The sequence below is a fragment of the Streptomyces sp. SAI-135 genome, assembly GCF_029893805.1.
In the GTDB taxonomy this organism is placed as follows: domain Bacteria; phylum Actinomycetota; class Actinomycetes; order Streptomycetales; family Streptomycetaceae; genus Streptomyces.
Window position 1 is genome coordinate 8748092 of sequence record NZ_JARXYP010000002.1, and the last position, 19273, is coordinate 8767364.

A 19273-nucleotide genomic window follows, 5' to 3' on the forward strand; every position below is an offset into this window, starting at 1 on the left:
GCCCTCAGCCCGGTTCCGGCAGGTCCCCGCCCCGGTCGTGGTCGTCGGCGACGTTCGCCAGCAGATGTGCGAGACCGGTGCGCGACCGGACGCCCAGCTGCGCGAAGACGTTGCGCAGGTGGTACTCGACGGTCCGGATGCTGATGGACAGCTCCGCGGCGATCTCCTTGTTCGTCGCGCCGCGCGCCACATCCTGCGCTATACGCGCCTGCTGCGGTGTGAGTGAGGACAACAGCCCGGCGTCCGCGGTCCCGTTCGTCTCGCCGGCCGCCCGCAGTTCCGCGCCGGCGCGCTTGGCCCACAGCGCCGCGCCACAGTGTTCGAAGCCCATGAGCGCGGCCCGCAACTGGGTCCGTGCCTCGGTCGGCCGCCGCTGACGCCGCAGCCACATGCCGTAGGCCAGATGGGTGCGCGCGTGTTCGTACGGCCCCGACGCCTTCTCGTGGTGGGCGAGCGCGGCACGGTAGAGCTCCTCGCTGCGGTCCGCGGGAGCGAGGAGGGCCCGGCACCGCGCCAGCTGCGCCGGTGCCTGCGGGTCGGCGCCGAGATCCGCCCAGACGGCGAACAGGTCGACCATCTCCGGTGCGTCGAGGGCCCGGTCGGACAGGACGCAGGCCTCGACGAAGCACGGTACGGCCAGGAACCACAGCCCGAAATGGCCCTGCCGGGCACCGGGTTGGACCAGCGGGGCCAGCCGGGCGGCCGCCTGCTCGGCCTTGCCCGCCCCCAGTTCCGCGCGCGCCTGGGCCCACTCGGCGAGGAACGCGGCCTGAGCCAGCCCGTGCGGCTGAGCGACGGCCAGGACCTGCGCGACCTGGTCGCGGACCGTGGGCAGGTCACCCGCGATGGACACCACGAGCGCGCGTACGGCCGACAGGTCGGCGGCGACGTTGCACTGCCCGAGTCGGCGCGCGAGCACCAGCCCTTCCTCCGCGTGGGCGCGGGCCTGGGGGTGGCGGCCTTCGCGCAGTTCGGCGCAGGCCAGGTGCGCGATGATGCCCGGAACCTCGGTCTCGGCTCCCGACGAGCGCGCGGACGCCAGGGCGAGGCTCAGGAGCCGACGCGCGAGGGGGAGCCGGCCCAGCAGGAGAGCCACGCTTCCGGCGTCGCAGAGCTCCTCGGTCTCCGCCCGGGGCGTGACCCGGAGCAACCGGGGTTCCAGGACGGTGGCGGCCCTTTGCAGGTCGCCCTGTGCCACCGCGCTCATCCCGATCCGGTGGTCCCTCCACGCTGCCTCGGGGCACTCCCGGGCGCACGGTGTGGCCGCGTCCGCGGCGCCGCACAGGCGACAGGGGCCGACCGCGAAGACACGCCGGTAGGTGTCGTGGTCGCCGGCCGACCAGGCCGCTGACGCCGCTGCCAGCAGGCCGCGGCGGGCCGTGACGGGGTCTGACTCACGCAGTCCGGCGGCGGCACGGAGCAGCGCCGAGCAGGCATCCCCCACGGGGCCGTCGCGCAGAAGTCGCCGACCGTGTGCCAGGGCGCGGCGGGACGCGGCGTCGGACGCGTCCGACGCCGTGGGCGCAAGGGCGCCGGCCTCCGGTGCGTCGAGGCCGGCAAGGCCGACGGTACGGGCGGCGAAGGCGCCGCGGGTCTCGTCGTTCACAACGGTCACCACCCCGGGATGCAGCTGTCCCTGGCGTTGCCGGGGACGTCGTTGTTGAAAGAATGTCCAACAACGACGCGCCCGTCGACCGTCGGCGCAACGTTTCGTGGTGAGGCGGTCCGTCGTCCGGTGTCCGCAACCGCCCTACCGGGATCAGGCCGCGATGAGCTCCTGCTCGCGGACCGGTGTCTGGACCGTGGGCTTCTTCTTGTTCGGCAGGGAGAGCCGGAAGACCTTGCGCCACGCCGAGAACACCTGCTTGGGCAGCGGTCCGGTGACGTACTCGAGCTCGTACTTCTCGAACAGCGCGCGCACCTTCACCGCGACCTCGGCGTACCGGTTGCTCGGCAGGTCCGGGAACAGGTGGTGCTCGATCTGGTGGGACAGGTTGCCGGTCATGAAGTGCATGGCCTTGCTGCCGCTGATGTTGGCCGAGCCCATCATCTGGCGCAGGTACCACTGGCCGCGCGTCTCGCCCTTGATCGACCGGCGCTCGAAGACCTGGACGCCCTCGGGGAAGTGCCCGCACATGATCACCGAGTGGGACCACAGGTTGCGGACCAGGTTCGCGGTGAACGTGGCGGCGAGCGTGGGGAGGAACGACGGGCCCGACAGCAGCGGGTGGATCACGTAGTCCTTGAGCACCTGCTTGCGGATCTTGCGGCCCACCTCCTTGGCCCGCGCGCGGAACTCCGGGTTCTTGCGGCGGCGCTTGTTCAGGTTCTTGCCGAGCTCCAGGTCGTAGGCCGCGATGCCGTACTCGAAGAAGCAGGCGTTGATGAAGTTCCACAGCGGCTGGCCGAGGTGGAAGGGGTGCCACTTCTGGTCCTCGTCGACGCGCATGATGCCGTAGCCGAGGTCGTTGTCCTTGCCGATCACGTTGGTGTACGTGTGGTGCAGCTCGTTGTGCGAGTGCTTCCACTGGTCGGCCGGCGAGACGTGGTCCCACTCCCAGGTGGTGGAGTGGATCTTCGGGTCCCGCATCCAGTCCCACTGGCCGTGCAGGATGTTGTGGCCGATCTCCATGTTGTCCATGATCTTCGCCACGGACAGTCCGGCGGTGCCGATCACCCACGCGGGCGGGAACATCGAGAACAGCAGCACGCCCCTGCTGACCAGTTCGAGCTTGCGCTGCGCGGCGATCACCTTGCGGATGTAGGCGGCGTCCTTCTCCCCGCGACTGGCGATCACTTCGTCGCGGATCGCGTCCAGCTCGCGGCCGAGCTCCTCGATCTGCTCTGCGGTCAGATGGGCGGTGGGGTCGATGGCGGTCAAACTGTTCCTACCGTTCGATGTCACAGGGGCCCGCCGCGGCGGACACGCAGGTCTGGATGAGGACGCCCGGCTCGGCCTCGGTGATCTCGCCGGTACGCAGGTCACGGACGGCGCCCGCCTTGAGCGGCGAGACGCAGCCGAAGCAGATGCCCATACGGCACCCGGAGGGCATGAGCACGCCGGCCTCCTCGCCGACGTCCAGCAACGGCGTGGCGCCGTTCGCGTCGACGGTCTTGCCGGTGGCGCTGAACGTGACCTCCCCGCCGTCGCCGGCGACGACGATGCAGGGGCGGAAGCGTTCGGTGTGCAGGCGTTCCGGGACGCCGTGCTCGCTCCAGTGCTTCTCGGCGGCGTCGAGCAGGCCCGTGGGCCCGCACGCCCAGGTCTCGCGCTCGGCCCAGTCGGGCACGAGCTCGTCGAGACGGGCGATGTCGAGCACGCCGTCCGTGTCGGTGTGCACCTCGGTGAGCCGCAGCCTCTTCTGCGCGACCAGGCCGTGCAGTTCGCTGCGGAAGATCACGTCCTGCGGCCGCGGCGCGCTGTGGACCATGACGACGTCGTCGAACTCGGTGTCGCGGAGCATGCCCATCACGGGCGTGATGCCGCTGCCCGCCGTCAGGTAGAGCACCTTGGCGGGCTTGGCCTCGGGCAGCACGAAGTCACCGGTCGGCTGGTCGAGCTGGATGAGGGTGCCCGGTTTCGCTCTGCGGACCAGGTGGTTGCTGACCTTGCCGTCGGGAATCGCCTTCACGGTGATCGTGACGCGGCCGTCCTGGCGGTGTGTCGGTGAGGTGAGGGAGTAGGCGCGCCACAGGCGCACCCCGTCGACGTCGACCCCGATCCGCACGTACTGGCCGGCCGTGTGGCCGCGCCAGCCGCGTCCCGGCCTGATCACGATGGTCGCGGCGTCGCCCGTCTCGGGGCGCACGGCCTCGATGCGCCCGCGCAGGTCAGCGCCCGCGCGCAGCGGGCTGACCAGGTCGAGGTAATCCGACGGCAGCAACGGCGTCGTGACCATCTCCAGTAGTTTCCACGCCCTGCTGCGGAGGGCTGCACTCGTCATGACTCCAGCTTGCTGCGCTTCTGCGCGTAAAGTCCTGACCGCAGGATGTGAATCTGGTCGTCTAGATTGTTCGCAGGGAACAAATATGAGCCATGCAGTCCAAAGGGCCAGCGAACTGGCGCTGGACGAGAGGACGGTCACCGCACTGCGGGCCGCGCTGAGGACCACCGCCGACGAGGTCGTCCAGGCGATCATCGACGAGGTCCCTCCGTACGCCAACGCCCTGTCGGGCAGCATGGGCGGCACCATCCGCCGAGCCGTCCGCACCGCCCTGGGGCACTACCTGGACCTCGCGAGCGGGAAGGCCACGGGCGGCGACGCCGGTGACGCGGCCTACGAACTGGGACGGGGCGAGGTACGCGACGGCCGTTCGATGGACGCCCTGCTCAGCGCCTACCGTGTCGGCGCCCGCGTGGCCTGGCGATGCCTGGCAGCCGGTGCCGTCCCCGCGGGGCTGCCCGCCGCCGAGGTCGCCAAGTTCGCCGAGCTGACGTTCGCCTACATCGACGAGCTCTCCGCGGCGAGCGCGGCGGGCCATGCCGACGAACTGGCCGCCCAGGGCCGGGCCCAGGAGCGCCACCTGGAACAGCTGGCCCGTGACCTGCTCGCCGGTGCGAGCCCGGACGTCCTGCTCGTCTCCGCTCAGCGGGCCGGGTGGCAGCCTCCCGTCTCGCTGACCGCGGTCCTGCTGCCCGCCGCCCAGGCCCGGCCGGCCTACCGGGCGCTCGACCCGAGCACCCTCGTCCTGGACGATCAGCCGGACGCCACCGGTGTGCTGCTCGTCCCCGATGCCGACCGGTCACATCTCCTGCGACAGCTGACCGACCGCACCGCCGTGGTCGGCCCGGCCCGGCCGTGGACGCGGGTGTCCGCCTCGTATGCGCGAGCCGTACGCGCGCGCTCCCTCTCCTCCGACATTCGCGACACCGAGGAGCACCTGTCCGAGCTGGTGCTGAGCGCCGACATGGACGCTTTCGCAGACCTGCGTGCCCGCGCCCTCGCACCCTTGCGGGCCCTGCCCGAGGCGACCGCGCGGCGGCTGGAGGAGACGTTGCGGGCGTGGCTGCTGCACCAGGGCAGGCGGGACGAGGTGGCGGCGGCGCTGTTCGTCCATCCCCAGACCGTCCGGTACCGGATGTCGCAGGTACGGGAGCTGTTCCCCGATCTCGCATCACCGCACCGGGTCCTCGAACTGACGCTGGCGGTCGGTCTTCGGGGCAGGTGACGCATGCGGTGAACGCCGGCAGACCTCGCCCGGTGAACCGCGAGGGCGACCGACCGGGCGCAGGAGGTGCCCGGCCGCCGCTATCGGCGTGCGCGCCGAATGCGTACGGGGCCGCGCGTCTCCGGCTCCGTCACGGGCCGGCCGCCCTGCGTCACCTCGACCGCGCCGTCGTTCACCAGACGCCATGCCGCGCGGCGGGCCGGTTCCATCAGGGCCCGCCAGCCGTCGTCGTCGCCTTCGTACACTTCGCGCGCCGCGTCGGAGGGGCAGATCGACGCGGTGCCGGCACGGCGCTCCAGCAGGCTCATGATGGCCTTCTCCAGCCGTTGACCGAGCTGCCGGTCCGTCTCGTCCATACGATCCAGTGTGCGGGAGGGCGTGTGCGGCGGCAGGACGAGTCGTCGCCCTCACCGGGTCCGCTCCGCGCGATCTTCCGGAGGCTGCGTGCTCATCCGTACGCCCGCGAACTCGTCGTCCCCCCGGCTCGCGCGTCAGTGCTCACTCGGCGCAGGGCACGGTGCCGTCCCGGAGGGATGGATGCCGGCGGCCAGGGTGGTGGCCAGCACCTGCCACACATGGGCGGCGAGATCGACGTGCCGGGACTGCGTGGCCTGTCGTGCGAGCTGCTGGAGCGCGGTGACACCCTCCTCGACCCGGCCCGCGTGGATCGCCAGCCGGCCGTCGAGAACCGACAGCCGTACCCGGTCCCGGTAGGGGAGCCGCAGGTCCTCCTCGGACAACACGGCCCGGCTCAGCAGGGCGGCGTCCTCGAACCGGCCCTGTGCGAAGGCGAGATGGGCCTGGAGGGCGCGCAGTTCCTGGAGCTGCGCAGGCGTGCCGGTCAGATCGAGGACGGAGGCGGCCTCTGTCAGCCACTCCTTCGCGGCGGCCACCCGGGGCGGTGACATCTGCAGGGCCGCAGCCCCGGCGGCGGTCCGCAGCCGGGCCCAGAAGGTCAGGTCCTGCTGCCCGCCCCTGACCAGGCCCAGGGCTGTGGTCAGCCGGTCGACGGCGGCCTCGTCGTCGCCCTTGCGGCTGCTGACCACGGCGGCCGTCCACAGGGCCTCGGCCGCCTGCACGGCGGAGGCCCGGGGCAACAGATCGCGTTCCAGCTCGTCGACGTGCTGCGAAGCCGCCTCCCACCGGCCGAGCTCCGTCTCCGTGTTGATCAGCTCCAGCAGGGCGGCCAGCGTGTCGGGCACGCTCAACTGCGCGGTGCGGGCGACGGAGAGCGCCTCGGCCGCAGTCGATTCCGCCGTGTGCATGTCGCCGACGGCCCGGGTGCAGCGCGCGTAGCGGACGAGAGAGCGGGTGTGGAGGTCCGGGGCGTCCAACGAGCGGCTCAGTGCCAGGAGTTCCCGCAGTCGCGTGCGCTCCAGCTGGTAGTCGCCGTCGCGGTCGGCGGCTTGGCTGAGCAGCCACAGGGCCTGCCAGCGGGCGGCGGGGTCCTCGCCGGAGTCCTGCTCGACCGCGCGGCCGAGCGCCGCGGTGCTGTCCGTCCCGGGCGGTGCCGAGGCCGCGGCGGCCAGTACTGCGCTCAGGGATCTGCCGTCCGGAGGGCCGGTCAACGCCGAAGCGTCGACGCCGAGCCGGCGGGCCAGGTAGGCCACGGTGCGCTCGGTGGGGCGGCGGTCGCCGGACTCCAGGCGTGACAGGTGTCCCGTCGACATGCCGTCGCCGACGACGTCGGCCTGGCTCAGGCCGCGCGCGGTCCGGAGTCTTTTCAGCCGGCGGCCGAACTGCGGCTGGTCGAACATCTCCCTCCTCGGGTTCGATGGCCCGGTCGGTACGGCATCCGTGGTTCCGTTTGCCCGATCGGGCACGTGAGTTGCCGGCACTCCAGGGAGCGCGGCAAGGGGCGACAAGCGGTTTGGCGCGGGGGGAAAGCGCATTCCGGGTGGTCGACGTCCGGGCCGCCGGGATTGTGGGAGACGGGGGTTCTCGGGGCCCGAATTCGGCCCGATCGCACAAGAGTTGACGCGTTGCCGAGGTCACCTGGCAAACTCTTGTCTCAGGGGTTGTCTCCCTTTAATCTCGAAGGCGGTTTCCCCCAACGATCCCCTCTTCGTCTCGTGGAGGTTTTCGTGTTCCCCACTGCCCGAACGAGCTTCTCGTCACGGCAGGACTTACGTGTCGTCCGCCCGGCCCTCGGGCGGCCCGTCGACGGGACCGTACCTCGGGCTGGAACAGCAGCCGTGACAACGTTGCCCAGCAGATCCGGATGACGGTCGCCCCGGCACCGAACCCTCCGCTCACCTGACCCGATCCCGGTTCCGGCACCCGCCGTCGGCCGGGAACGACGCGGAACTCCGGCCCCGGCCACCGACGAGGTGGCGCGTGCCGTCTCCGGGCGCTCGTCGACACCCAGGCACAGCGCATCGGTCCGCTCCGCGTCCGCGACACCCTTCCCAGCCCCCCACGTGCAGGAAGAAGGACGGTACGTCCGTGGCGACCACGAGTTTCCCCGACGCCTCGCCCAGCAAGAAGAAGACCGCGGCCACAGCTGCCCCCGCCCGCCGAGACCTCCTCGCCGCGCAGGATCACGTCACCCCGGCGGCCGCCTGTACGGCCCATCTCTCCCCGCGGGACCTCACGGTCACGGCCGCGGAACCCGAATTCGCCCGCCAATTCGGCCTGAGCGCCGACGACATCTGCGGACGCGGCCTCCTCGAACTGCTCTGTTCCCCGGTACCGGGCCAATTGCGGGAACAATTCACCGCGCTTTCCGCGGGTCGTAGTCGGAGATTCAAGCAAAGGGTGACGGGCCGGGACGGCGACGGCCGGAATTTCCCCGCCGATATCACCGCCATCGCCGTCAGACAGCCCTCGGGCGAGATGGTCGGTGTCGTCGTCCTCCTGCGCCGGACGGCCGAAGCGGTCACCGGCGGGCCCGTGCTCAGCGCCCTCGACGCGCAGGTGCTGGAGGGTGTGGCGCGTGGTGAGTCCACGGTGCAGTTGGCCTCCCGTCTGTATCTGAGCCGCCAGGGCATCGAGTACCGCGTCGGGCAGATGCTGCGGCGTTTCGACGCGCCCAACCGGCCCGCTCTCGTGGCGCGGGCGCACGCCCTCGGGATGTTCGCCGCGGGGCAGTGGCCCCCGCGTGTCCTCCCGGAGCGCGTGCGGTAGTGGCGCAACGGGCCTGCCGGGCCCCGTACGGCGGCCGTGGCGGAAGCACCGCCACGGCCGCCGCCGTATCGGCCCCGCCCCCGCAGGTGCCGGGCCGGGCTCACGCCGCCGAGGGCTGCCAGGCTTCCTGGAATCGGCGGCGGGCGCGGAAGAGACGGGAACGGACGGTGCCCACGGGCAGGGCGAGCACCTCGGCCATCTCCTCCTCGTTGAGCCCGTAGGCCCGCAGCGTGAGGATCTGCCGGTGCGCCTGCGACAGGCGTTCCAGCACGTCACTGATGTACACCACGTCCATGGGGTTGGCCTCCTGCTGCGCCTCCACCTCGGAGCAACAGCTCTCCGCGCCGTAGCGCTTGGCGGTGCGGACAGCCTCCCGGACCGACACGGCGCGCACCCAGCCGTAGAACGCCGCCGGTTCGCGCAGGGACCCCAGGCCTCGGTAGACGGCGAGCAGCGCCTCCTGCGTGGCGTCGGCGCCGTCGTCGTGGGTGATGGACCGGCAGATACGCGCGACGTAGGGCGTGATGGCGGTCAGCAGGTGGTTCATCGCATGCTCGTCGCCCGCCTGGGCTCGGGGGAGCAGCGTGAGGGGGGAGGGGAGTTCGCTGACGTTCGTCATGACGGACTGAGGTTCCTTACGGCCGGTCGGGAGGGGGCGGAAAGGGCGAACGTGCGGTCGTACTCAGCCGGTGGTGGCCAGCACGTGACCGGGCTCGGCCGCCTGTGTGAAGGCCAGGAGTCCGGCGCGTACGTCGTCGCGGAACGCCCTCATGAAGTCCGGGCTGTAGCAGGCGGTGGAGTGCGGGAACTCGATGCTGAGCCGGCCCTCGAAGGAGACGACACAGGCCATGACGGGGCTGCGGCCGGCCTGCGGGAAGTACTGCTCGCGGCCCGGCACCAGCCGTACGTCCACGGCCCGCAGCCCGGCGGGCAGGCGCGGGCCCGGGACCACGCCCATGTTGGTGGCGATCACCGTGGCCAGTTGCAGGGCGGGGGTGCGGGGGATCTCCGGCGTGATGCGCATCTCGTGCACGTGGTCGCCGCGGGAGAGGAAGTCGCTGAGGCGGGCGTGCACGGCACGGGCCACCTCCAGCGGCTGGGAGGTCGCGGACACCTGAAGGGTCTGCAGATGCGTGGTGACCGCGGGGACCAGGGCGGAGGCCGGCAGCGGCGGGTCCAGCCGCGAGCGCAGGTCGACGGGGGAGAGGCAGCCGAGCGTGCGGGCTCCCTCGTCCCCCGGCAGCCGCCGTCGCGCCGTCACCAGAAGGGTCGCGGAGATCAGCGCGTGCACCGAGACGCCCGAGGCGCGCGCCGTCCGGCGCAGCCGTGAGGTGAGGTCCGCGTCCAGGGTCAGTCTGCGGACCTCGATGTGTCCGCCCGCGTCGGCCCCGTCGCCGGGGACGGCGTCGTAGGGGACCAGTTCGACCGGGTGGCGCCGTATCTCCTCGAGGCGGCCGTCCAGGTACTTCGCCGTGTCGGCGTCGTCGACGGCAGGCAGCAGCCGGCTCACCGGCTCCGGCCAGCGTGGGCCCTCCGGCTCGGCGCTCTCGCCGGTACCCCCCTCGACCAACCGCCGGTAGCGGTCCCACAGGGCGTTGTGCAGCGCGATGCTGCTGTGGCCGTCGGTGATGGTGTGGTCGACCACGAGCACGAACAGGTGGCTTTCCCCGTCCGGAGCGCTGACCAGGACGGCACGGCTGAGCGGCCCTCCGAGCGACAGCGGCCTGTTCAGCTCCGCCGCGTAGGCCTCGTCCTCCTCGCCGGTCCTGGTGATAAGCCGGGGCCGCTCGTCGGCGTCGAGGACGCGCAACACGTGGCCCGCCCCGTCCTGTTCGATGCGGGAGCGCAGGGGCGGGTTCGCCTCGGTCGTGGCGTCGAACGCGGCCGACAGTGCCGCGACGTCCACCGGTCCGCGCAGGGTGCAGGACAGCACGGCCCTGCTTCTCTGGCCCACGTAGAGCGTCTCGACCGGACACAGCGCACGGTGCATGCCGTCAGCCTTCTTTCCGTCGTTCGTTCCGGAAGTCCACGGCCCCGGGACAGGTCTGCCGCCGCGGTGGTCCGCGGGGGAGGTCCGGGGGCTTTTCGAGGGTGCACGGCGCGGCGCGGCGGAATCCAGCCCAGAGGCCCCTGAGCGGGGAAGTCGCGTGATTTCCCTAGAAGTTGAGCAGTGGCCCGCACTCCCTCACCCGGTGGATTTCAGGGAAATCCCTGAATCGCCGGCCGCCGGGCCGGTTCGCCTTGACCCGCCCTGTGCCGGTGCCTCAACGTGCTGTGCCGTACGTGAGGGTTGCGCTATGTCACTCCAGGAGGACGCACGTCGACCGCTGTCCGGAGCCCAGGAGGGTCTCTGGTACGCCGGACGGCTCGCACCGGACAGCGCCGCGTACAACACCGCGGAGGCCGTGGAGATCCACGGGCCCCTCGACACCGCCCTGTTCGAGACCGCGCTGCGGCGTGTCGTCGCCGAGGCCGACACCTTCGCCCTGCGGTTCACCGACACCGACGACGGCCCCCGCTGCCACCCGGCACCGGACGCGGACGACTGGCCTCTGCACCGGGTCGACGTCAGCGGCGCCTCCGATCCGGAGGCCGCCGCGTGGGAGTACGTCCGCGCCGACCTCGCGACCCCGGTGGACCCCGACAAGGGCCCTCTGTTCGCGCACACCCTGCTGACCCTCGCCGAGGACCGGCACCTGTGGCTGCTGCGAGCCCATCACGTGCTGCTGGACGGCTACAGCTACAAGCTCCTCGGGCGCCGCCTGGCCGAGACCTACAACGCACTGGCCGAGGAGCGGGAACCGGAGCCGTGCGCCTTCGCGCCGGTGCGCCGGCTCCAGGAGGAGGAGGCGGCCTACCTCGCCTCCGACCGCTTCGCCCGCGACCGCGACCACTGGGCGCAGCGCCTGGCCGACCTGCCCGAACCCGCCCGGCTCACCGCCCGCACGGCGCCACCCACCGCGCCCTTCCTGCGCCGCACCGCCGAACTGACGCCCGCCGAGACCGCTGCCCTGGACACCGCGGCCGCCCGCCTCGGGGTTCAGCGCACCGACCTGCTGACCGCGGCGACCGCCGCCTACCTGCACCGGATGACCGGGGCCCACGACCTGGTGCTGGGCATGGCCACGATGAGCCGGCTGGGCAGCGCCGCCCTGCGGACCCCCGGCACCGCCTCCGACGTCCTGCCGCTGCGTGTCGCCGCCGCCCCCGCGACGACCGTCGGGGGGCTGGCCCGGGCCGTCGCCGACGAACTGCGGGCCCTGCGCCGCCACCAGCGCTACCGCGGCGAGTTCCTCCGCCGGGACCTGGGCCTGCTGGGCACCGGACGCCGGCTCTACGGACCGGTGCTGAACATCGTCCCGTTCGACGAGTCCCCCGTCTTCGGCGGGCACCCCACCACCTGGCACCACCTGTCCGGCGGAGCCGTCGACGACCTGCAGATCTCGGTGCGCCCCGGACAGCGCGGCGGCGGACTGTGGCTGGCCCTCGACGCCAACCCCGCCCTGTACGACGAGGACGAACTCGCGCTGCACCGCGACCGGTTCTGCACCCTGCTGCGCCTGCTGGGCGGGGCCGACCCGGCGACGCCGCTGGGTGACCTGGACCTCCTGCTGCCGGGCGAACACCCCCGCGACACCCCGGCGCACACGTACCCGGTCGGGCGGACCCTCACGGAGCTGTTCGAGGAACGGGCGGCGGCCGGACCAGAGCGCACGGCCGTCAGCCACGGCGACGAACGGCTCACCTACGCCGAGCTCAACGCCGAGGCCAACCGGATCGCCCGGCTGCTGACCGAGCACGGCGCGGGCCCCGGCCGGGTCGTGGCGCTCGCCCTGGAGCGCGGCATCCGGCTGCTGCCCGCCCTGCTGGCCGTCCTGAAGACCGGCGCCGCCTACCTGCCCCTGGACCCGGGTCAGCCGACCGGAAGGCTGCGGCTGGTCGTCGAGGACGCGGCCCCCGTCGTCCTCGTCACCGAACACGCCCACGCCCACCTCGCCCAGGACACCGTCCCCACTCTGCTGCTGGACGACCCCCAGGTGGCCGCGGATCTCGCCCGCCGCTCCGGCACCGACCTGACCGCCACCGAACGGCACGGCCCGCTCAGCCCGTCCGACACCGCGTACATCATCCACACCTCCGGCTCCACCGGCCGCCCCAAGGGCGTACCCGTGCCGCACGCCAACGTCGTACGCCTCTTCGCCGCCGCGGCCGAGCACTTCGACTTCCGGGCCGACGACGTGTGGACGCTGTTCCACTCCTACGCCTTCGACTTCTCCGTGTGGGAGATCTGGGGAGCCCTGCTGCACGGCGGCCGGATCGTCGTCGTGCCCTACGCCGTCAGCCGCTCGCCGCGCGACTTCCTCGACCTGCTGCACCGCGAGGGCGTGACCGTCCTCAACCAGACACCGTCCGCGTTCGAGCAGCTCATCGACGCCGACCTCGAACACGGCCGCGGCAGCGGGGCGTTGCGCTACGTCGTCTTCGGCGGGGAGGCCCTGCGCCCGGCGCGGCTGCGCCCCTGGGCCGACCGGCACGGCCTCGACCGGCCGGCCCTGGTGAACATGTACGGCATCACCGAGACCACCGTGCACGTCACCCACCACCGCCTCACCGAAGCCGACCTGGACGACCCGCGCCGCGTCAGCGTCATCGGCCGGCCGCTCGCCGACCTGCGGGTGCACCTGCTGGACCCCGAGGGGCGCCCGGTGCCGCCGGGCGCGACGGGGGAGATGTACGTCTCCGGCGCCGGCGTCGCCCCCGGTTACCTCGACCGTCCCGAGCAGACCGCGGAACGCTTCCTCGACGACCCCTACGGCCCGCCCGGCACCCGCATGTACCGCTCGGGCGACCTGGCCCGGCGCCGCCCCGACGGCACCCTCGACTACGTGGGCCGCGCCGACGCCCAGATACAGCTGCGCGGCTTCCGCGTCGAGCCCGGCGAGATCGAGGCCGTCCTGGCCGCCCACCCGGGCGTCGCCCGCGCCGCCGTCGTGCCCCGCCGCACCGGCAACGGCGCCCTGCACCTCATCGCCTACGCCGTGCCCGCGGGCGACGCACCCGTGTCCCCCGCCGACCTGCGCACCCACGCCGCCGCGCACCTGCCCGAGCACATGGTCCCGGCCGCCTGCGTCCTCGTGGACGCCCTGCCGCTGACCGCGAACGGCAAACTCGACGTGCAGGCCCTGCCCGACCCCGACTTCACCGCCGCCGCGTCCGGCACCCGGCCGGCGACAGCCCCACAGCGTTTGGTGTGTGCCCTGTTCGAGGACGTGCTGGACCTGCCGGGCGATTCCGTGGGCGTGGACGCCCGCTTCTTCGACCTCGGCGGCGACTCCCTGCTCGCCACCCGCCTGCTGGCCCGGCTGCGGCAGCGGACCGGTGCGGAGATCCCCATCACCGCCCTGTTCGAGGCGCCGACCCCGGCCGCGCTCGCCGAACGGCTCGCCGCGGGCACGCAGGGCACCCCGCCCCGGCCCGTCCTCGGCGCCGCAGCCCGCCCGCAGCGGGTGCCGCTGTCCTTCGCCCAGGAACGCATGTGGTTCCTGAACCGGCTCGACGAGGGCGCGGCCACCTACCACATCCCGCTCATCGTCCCCGTCGGGGCCGGCCTCGACCCCGACGCGCTCCAGGCCGCCCTAGGGGACCTGGCCGACCGGCACGAGAGCCTGCGCACGGTGATCGCCGAGCAGGACGGGTCGGCCTTCCAGCGCATCCTGCCGCCCGGAGAGCTGCGCCCGGTGCTGCGGCGCGTCGACTGCCCCGCCGCGGAGATCGCCGCCCACGTCCGTGCCGCCTCACGCCGCCGCTTCGACCTGACCGCCGAAAGCCCCCTGGCCACCTGGCTGTTGGGCACCGGCAGCGACCGGGTCCTGCTGTTCGTGCTGCACCACAGCGCCGCCGACGGCTGGTCGCTGGCCCCCTTCGCCGCCGACCTGTCCGCCGCCTACGCGGCCCGCCGGGCGGGCCGGGCACCGCAGTGGGCCCCGCTGACGGTGCAGTACGCCGACTACGCGCTGTGGCAGCGCGCCCTGCTCGCCCCCGGCCCGGACGGCCCCGGCCGCCTGGAGCGGCTCACCGGCCATTGGCGCGGCGCGCTGGACGGCCTGCCCGAGGAATGCACCCTGCCCGGCGACCGGCCGCGTCCCACCGCACCGAGCGGCGCGGGCGCGCACGTCGAAGTCGCCGTCGACGCCGAGCTGCACCGTGCGCTGCTGCGCCTGGCCGACCGCGAGGGCGCCAGCCTGTTCATGGTGCTGCACGCCGCCCTCAGCGCCCTGCTCACCCGCTGCGGCGCGGGCGAGGACATCGTCCTCGGCACCCCCGTCGCCGGCCGCACCGAACCCGGCCTCGACCCCCTGATCGGCCTGATCACCAACACCCTGGTGCTGCGCGCCGACACCTCCGGCGACCCCGCCTTCGCCGACCTCCTCGCCCGGCTGCGCACCGCCGACCTGGCCGCCCTGGACCACCAGGACCTGCCCTTCGACCGGCTGGTGGAGGAGCTCAACCCGCCCCGCACGCCCGGCCGGCACCCCCTGTTCCAAGTGATGCTGGCCCTGCAGAACAACACGCCCGCCGTCCTCGAACTCGACGGCACCCGCACCCCGTTGCGACCCACCGCCACCGGCACCGCCAAGTTCGACCTGTTCGTCGACGTCCTCCAGCGCCAGGATGCCGCGGGCGCCCCCGACGGCCTGACCCTGCACGTCGAGTACGCCACCGACCTCTACGACGCACCGACCGCCGAGGCGTTCGCCCGCGCCCTGCACGGCGTCCTGCGCACGGTGAGCACCGACCCCGCCGTCCGTCTCGGTCAGCTGCCCGCGCTTCCCGAGCGCACCCCCGTCCCGGCCACGACCGACACGGCCGACCTCGCGGGCGCGGCCCGGTCCGTGCCCGGCATCCGCGACGCCCACGTGCTGCCCGGCCACGGCGACTCCCCGGCCCGCCTGTACGTGGTGCCCGGGCGGCCCGACGCCGCCGAACGCGTCGAGGAACTCCTGGCCCGTGCGGGCAACGGCACGGTCCGGGTCACAGCCGTCAACGCCCTGCCCCGCACCGAGGACGGCAACATCGACAACGCGGCGCTGCGGGCCCTGCCCACCGTCGACACGACCGCGGCCACGGCCTGGCGGGAGCGGCTGGCCGAGCTGCCCGGCGTCACATCCGTCGACGTGGCGGTGGAGAACGCCCCCGAGGAACTGGAACGCCGCCACACCGGCCTGCCCGACCGCCCCGCCCAGGCAGCCCCCACCACCCGCCCGGCGCCGGCCCGCGCAGTCCCCGCCGTCAGCGAGGGCCCCGCCCTGAGCGAGCCGTCCGTGCCCAGCTGGGCCGAGGCCCTGCGCCGCGCCGCCGCACGCGAGAAGGGCGACATCGTCCACGTCCACGCCGACGGCAGCGAGCACCGGCGCAGCTACGCCTCCCTCATCCCCGAGGCGTCCCGCGTCCTGGCCGGGCTGCGCCGGGCCGGCCTGCGCCCGGGCGACCAGGTCATCCTCCAGTGCGACGTCACCGAGGACTTCCTCGCCGTGCTGTGGGGCTGCGTCCTCGGCGGCTTCGTCGCCGTCCCGCTGACCGTCCCCACCTCCTACGACACGCCCTCCGCGGCGCTGACCAAGCTGGAGGGCATCTGGCGGATGCTCGGCCGGCCCTGGATCGTCAGCTCCGCCGAACGCGAGGCAGGGCTGCGCGAGGTCGCCGCCCGGCAGGACTGGCCCGGACCGCGCATCACCACGGCCGACGCGCTGCGCGCAGCGCCCGAGGACCACGACTGGTACCCCGCCCGGCCCGACGACCTGATGCTGATGCTGATGACGTCCGGCAGCACCGGCCTGCCCAAGGCGGTACGGCTCACCCACCGCAACGTGCTGACCCGCTCGGCCGCCACCGAGCAGCTCAACGGCCTCGGCGCCGACGACGTTTCCCTGAACTGGATCCCCCTCGACCACGTCACCGGCGTGGTCATGTTCCACCTGCGCGACGTGTACCTGGGCTGCCGCCAGATCCACGCCCCCACCCCCTGGATCCTGCAGGACCCGCTGCGCTGGATGGACCTCGCCGACCGGCACCGGGTCACCGTCACCTGGGCACCCAACTTCGCCTTCGGGCTCCTGGCCGAACAGTCCCACCGCTTCACGGGCCGTGACTGGGACCTGTCGCCGATGCGGCTGGTGATGAACGCCGGCGAGGTCGTCGTCGCCTCCGCGGCCCGCGGCTTCCTGCACGCGCTGAAGCCCTTCGGCCTGCCGCAGGACGTGATGCACCCCGGCTGGGGCATGTCCGAGACCTGCTCGGTGGTCACCGACGCCGTCCTGCCCGCCGCACCGGTCCCGGGCGAGGGCACGTTCGTGAGCTGCGGCCGCCCCTACCCCGGGTTCGCCATGCGGGTCGTCGACGAACAGGGCACCGTCCTGCCCGAGGGCGAGGCGGGCCGCTTCCAGGTCCGCGGCACCTCGGTGACCGGTGGCTACCACGACAACCCGGCCGCCAACGCGGAGGCGTTCACCGACGACGGCTGGTTCGACACCGGCGACCTGGCGTTCCTGCGCGACGGAGAGCTCTACATCACCGGCCGCGCCAAGGACGTCATCATCGTCAACGGCGTCAACCACTACAGCCACGAGATCGAAGCCTGCGTGGAGGAACTCCCTTACGCGGAGCGGAGTTTCACGGCCGCGGTCGCGGTGCGCACCGACCCCGCCTCACCCACCGACGAACTCGCCCTGTTCCTGCACCTGACCCCCGAGGCCGGCGCCGACCCGGCCCGCGCCCTGCGGGAGATCGCCGGCAAGGTCACCCGGGAGATCGGCGTCAGCCCGGCCTTCCTCGTCCCGGTGCCGCGGGACGCCGTCCCCAAGACGGAGATCGGCAAGATCCAGCGCACCAAGCTGCGCAAGAGCTTCGAGGCGGGCGACTTCGACGACGAGGTGCGCCGCACCCAGGTGCTGCTGGGCACCGCGGCCACCGTCCCCGACTGGTTCCTGCGCCCGGTGTGGCAGCGGACGGAACGACCCGACGCCCCCGCCGTGGCGCCGGGCCGGCACACCCTCGTCCTGGCGGGCGGCGACCCGCAGGTCGGCGCACTCGCCGAGCGGCTCGCCGAGGCGCTGCGTTCGGCGGGCGGCCTGTGCACGGTGGTCGAGGAGGCAACCGCGTACGAGCGGCTGGACGCCGCCCACTACCGGGTCCGGCCCGTGGAGACCGCCGACTACGCCGCGATGCTGGGCCAGTTGGCGGACGACGAGCGACCCGTCGACGCCGTCCTGTACCTCGACGGTCTCCGCGGCACGGGCGAGCCGCCGGTGGCGCCGAACGACACGACGGGCGTGGAGAGGCTGCTGGCGTTCGCCCGGGTCCTCGCCGAACGGCCCGGCCCGCAGCGCCCCGTGGACCTGGTGTACGTCTCGGCGGGCGCCCAGGCCGTGCGCCCCGGCGACCGGCCCGCACCGGCGCACGCCATGGCCGCGGCCCTGCTGAAGTCGCTGGCCGAGGAGTCCGCCGCGCTGCGCACCCGTCACCTCGACCTGTCCGCCGACGACGCCATGGACCCGTTGCCCGTCCTCGCGGCCGAGACGACGGCCACCGACGACGGCGCGGACATCGCCTACCGCGACGGACACCGGTACGTACGCCGCCTCGCCCCCCTGCCCGAGACCCCCGCCCGCGCCGAACCGGCCGCGCGGGACGGCTTCACCCTGATCACCGGCGGCCTCGGCGGGGTCGGCACCGAGATCGCCGCCCACCTGCTGCGCACCCCCGGCACCCGGCTGCTCGTCCTCGGCCGCACCCCCGAGGACGAGGCCGAAGCCCTGCCGGCGCTGCGCGAACGCGGTGAGGTCCGCTACGCCCGCGCCGACGTCACCGACGAACACCAGGTGCGGGCCGCCGTCGAGGCCGCCGCCGAGGACTGGGGCGTGCCCCTGACGTCAGTGCTGCACCTGGCCGGCACGCTCGTGGAACGGCCCGTGGGCGACCTGGACACCACCACCTGGCGCCGGGCGCTGGAGGCGAAGGTGCGCGGCGCGTGGACGCTGCACCGGCTCACCGCCGACCACCCGCACGTCTCCTTCGTCACCTTCTCCTCGGTCAACGGCTTCTTCGGCGGCGCCATGAACGCCGCGTACGCCGCCGCCAACGCCTACCTGGACGCCCTCGCCGCGTACCGCCGCAGCCTCGGCCTGCCCGCGCAGTCACTGGCCTGGAGCATGTGGCGCGAGCGCGGCATGAGCCGCGGCTACGGTCTCACCGCCCTCACCGAGGCCCGGGGCTACCGTCTGCTCGATGCGCCCGCCGCGCTGCGCTCGTTCGAGTTCGCCCGCACCCTGGACCAACCGCACCTGTTGATCGGCGCCGACCGCACCGCCCCCTGGGTGGGCAGCCACGTCGTGGCCCCCGTGCGCCAGACCCGGCGCCTGACCGCTCGCGTCGGCCTGGAGGACGGCACCGACCTGGGCGCCCTGTACCGCGCCGCGGCAGCCGGCGCGCGGGCGGCCGGCTTGTCCGACGACGCGTGGACGCTGTGCTCGGCGGGCAGCACCGGCGTCCGTCCGGACGAGCCCGGGACGGAAGAGGACCTGCGGCGCCTGGAGGGCCGGCTGGCCCAGGTGTGGCGCGAGGTCCTGGACCGTGACCGGGTGGGCCTGGACGACAACTTCTTCGACCTGGGCGGCAACTCGCTGCTCCTGGTCACCGCGCAGAGCGCCGTCAACCGCGCCTTCGGCAGCGAACTGTCCGTCGTCGACCTGTTCGCGCACCCCACCGTCCGCGACCTGGCCCGCCACCTGGCGGCCACCGGTGCGGGCCCCGTGGCCGACATCGAAGCGGCCTCCGGGCCGGAGAGCGTCGACGGCCTGGACCGCGCCAGGGAACAGGCCCGCCGGCAACGTGCCGCCCGCGCCCGCCGCACCGCCCGCCAGGGCAAGGACCACCGCCGTGCGTGAGCGGACCGACAGCACCCCGTACACCACCGAACCGG

10 protein-coding genes are annotated in these 19273 nt (G+C 73.4%); 3 read left to right on the top strand and 7 right to left on the bottom strand.

All coding sequences use genetic code 11. From position 1 onward, the window contains the following. Positions 1-4: 4 nt before the first annotated feature. The 3 genes from M2163_RS44145 to M2163_RS44155 form a co-directional block, all read right to left on the bottom strand. Positions 5-1606, bottom strand: a complete 1602-nt coding sequence (locus M2163_RS44145; protein WP_280847224.1) for a LuxR family transcriptional regulator — start codon at positions 1604-1606, stop codon at positions 5-7. A 153-nt stretch (positions 1607-1759) separates the two neighbouring features. Continuing rightward, positions 1760-2881 (bottom strand): acyl-CoA desaturase, encoded by a 1122-nt coding sequence (locus M2163_RS44150; protein ID WP_280847223.1) that lies wholly within the window; start codon positions 2879-2881, stop codon positions 1760-1762. A gap of 7 nt (positions 2882-2888) precedes the next feature. Further along, on the bottom strand, positions 2889-3899 hold the full coding sequence (locus M2163_RS44155; RefSeq protein ID WP_280897419.1) for a ferredoxin reductase: 1011 nt from the start codon (positions 3897-3899) through the stop codon (positions 2889-2891). Between the two features lie 130 nt (positions 3900-4029). Between M2163_RS44155 and M2163_RS44160 the strand changes: the two genes are divergently transcribed. Next, positions 4030-5169 carry a PucR family transcriptional regulator gene (locus M2163_RS44160; protein WP_280896900.1) on the top strand — a complete coding sequence of 380 codons (1140 nt, stop codon included), beginning with the start codon at positions 4030-4032 and terminating at the stop codon, positions 5167-5169. Between the two features lie 80 nt (positions 5170-5249). Here M2163_RS44160 and M2163_RS44165 read toward each other — a convergent pair whose 3' ends face one another. Next, positions 5250-5525 (bottom strand): DUF3253 domain-containing protein, encoded by a 276-nt coding sequence (locus M2163_RS44165; protein WP_280847221.1) that lies wholly within the window; start codon positions 5523-5525, stop codon positions 5250-5252. A 135-nt stretch (positions 5526-5660) separates the two neighbouring features. Next, a complete protein-coding gene (locus tag M2163_RS44170; RefSeq protein ID WP_280896901.1) occupies positions 5661-6926 on the bottom strand; it encodes a helix-turn-helix domain-containing protein in 1266 nt (421 codons plus the stop codon). Positions 6927-7614: 688 nt separating this feature from the next. Between M2163_RS44170 and M2163_RS44175 the strand changes: the two genes are divergently transcribed. Beyond that, positions 7615-8295 (top strand): PAS domain-containing protein, encoded by a 681-nt coding sequence (locus M2163_RS44175; protein WP_280896902.1) that lies wholly within the window; start codon positions 7615-7617, stop codon positions 8293-8295. 100 nt (positions 8296-8395) lie between these two features. Here M2163_RS44175 and M2163_RS44180 read toward each other — a convergent pair whose 3' ends face one another. Both M2163_RS44180 and M2163_RS44185 read right to left on the bottom strand, forming a co-directional pair. After that, on the bottom strand, positions 8396-8914 hold the full coding sequence (locus M2163_RS44180; protein ID WP_280847217.1) for a sigma-70 family RNA polymerase sigma factor: 519 nt from the start codon (positions 8912-8914) through the stop codon (positions 8396-8398). Between the two features lie 63 nt (positions 8915-8977). Beyond that, complete coding sequence (locus tag M2163_RS44185; RefSeq protein WP_280896903.1) at positions 8978-10285, bottom strand: condensation domain-containing protein; 1308 nt, start codon at positions 10283-10285, stop codon at positions 8978-8980. Between the two features lie 307 nt (positions 10286-10592). Between M2163_RS44185 and M2163_RS44190 the strand changes: the two genes are divergently transcribed. Continuing rightward, a complete protein-coding gene (locus tag M2163_RS44190; protein ID WP_280896904.1) occupies positions 10593-19238 on the top strand; it encodes a non-ribosomal peptide synthetase in 8646 nt (2881 codons plus the stop codon). Positions 19239-19273: the final 35 nt, after the last annotated feature.

What these genes read in the sequence shown, in the direction of transcription:
- M2163_RS44165 (WP_280847221.1), bottom strand. Translation starts at nt 5,525, where the DNA reads ATGGACGAGACGGACCGGCAGCTCGGTCAACGGCTGGAGAAGGCCATC.
- M2163_RS44160 (WP_280896900.1), top strand. Translation starts at nt 4,030, where the DNA reads ATGAGCCATGCAGTCCAAAGGGCCAGCGAACTGGCGCTGGACGAGAGG.
- M2163_RS44155 (WP_280897419.1), bottom strand. Translation starts at nt 3,899, where the DNA reads ATGGTCACGACGCCGTTGCTGCCGTCGGATTACCTCGACCTGGTCAGC.
- M2163_RS44170 (WP_280896901.1), bottom strand. Translation starts at nt 6,926, where the DNA reads ATGTTCGACCAGCCGCAGTTCGGCCGCCGGCTGAAAAGACTCCGGACC.
- M2163_RS44185 (WP_280896903.1), bottom strand. Translation starts at nt 10,285, where the DNA reads ATGCACCGTGCGCTGTGTCCGGTCGAGACGCTCTACGTGGGCCAGAGA.
- M2163_RS44190 (WP_280896904.1), top strand. Translation starts at nt 10,593, where the DNA reads ATGTCACTCCAGGAGGACGCACGTCGACCGCTGTCCGGAGCCCAGGAG.
- M2163_RS44180 (WP_280847217.1), bottom strand. Translation starts at nt 8,914, where the DNA reads ATGACGAACGTCAGCGAACTCCCCTCCCCCCTCACGCTGCTCCCCCGA.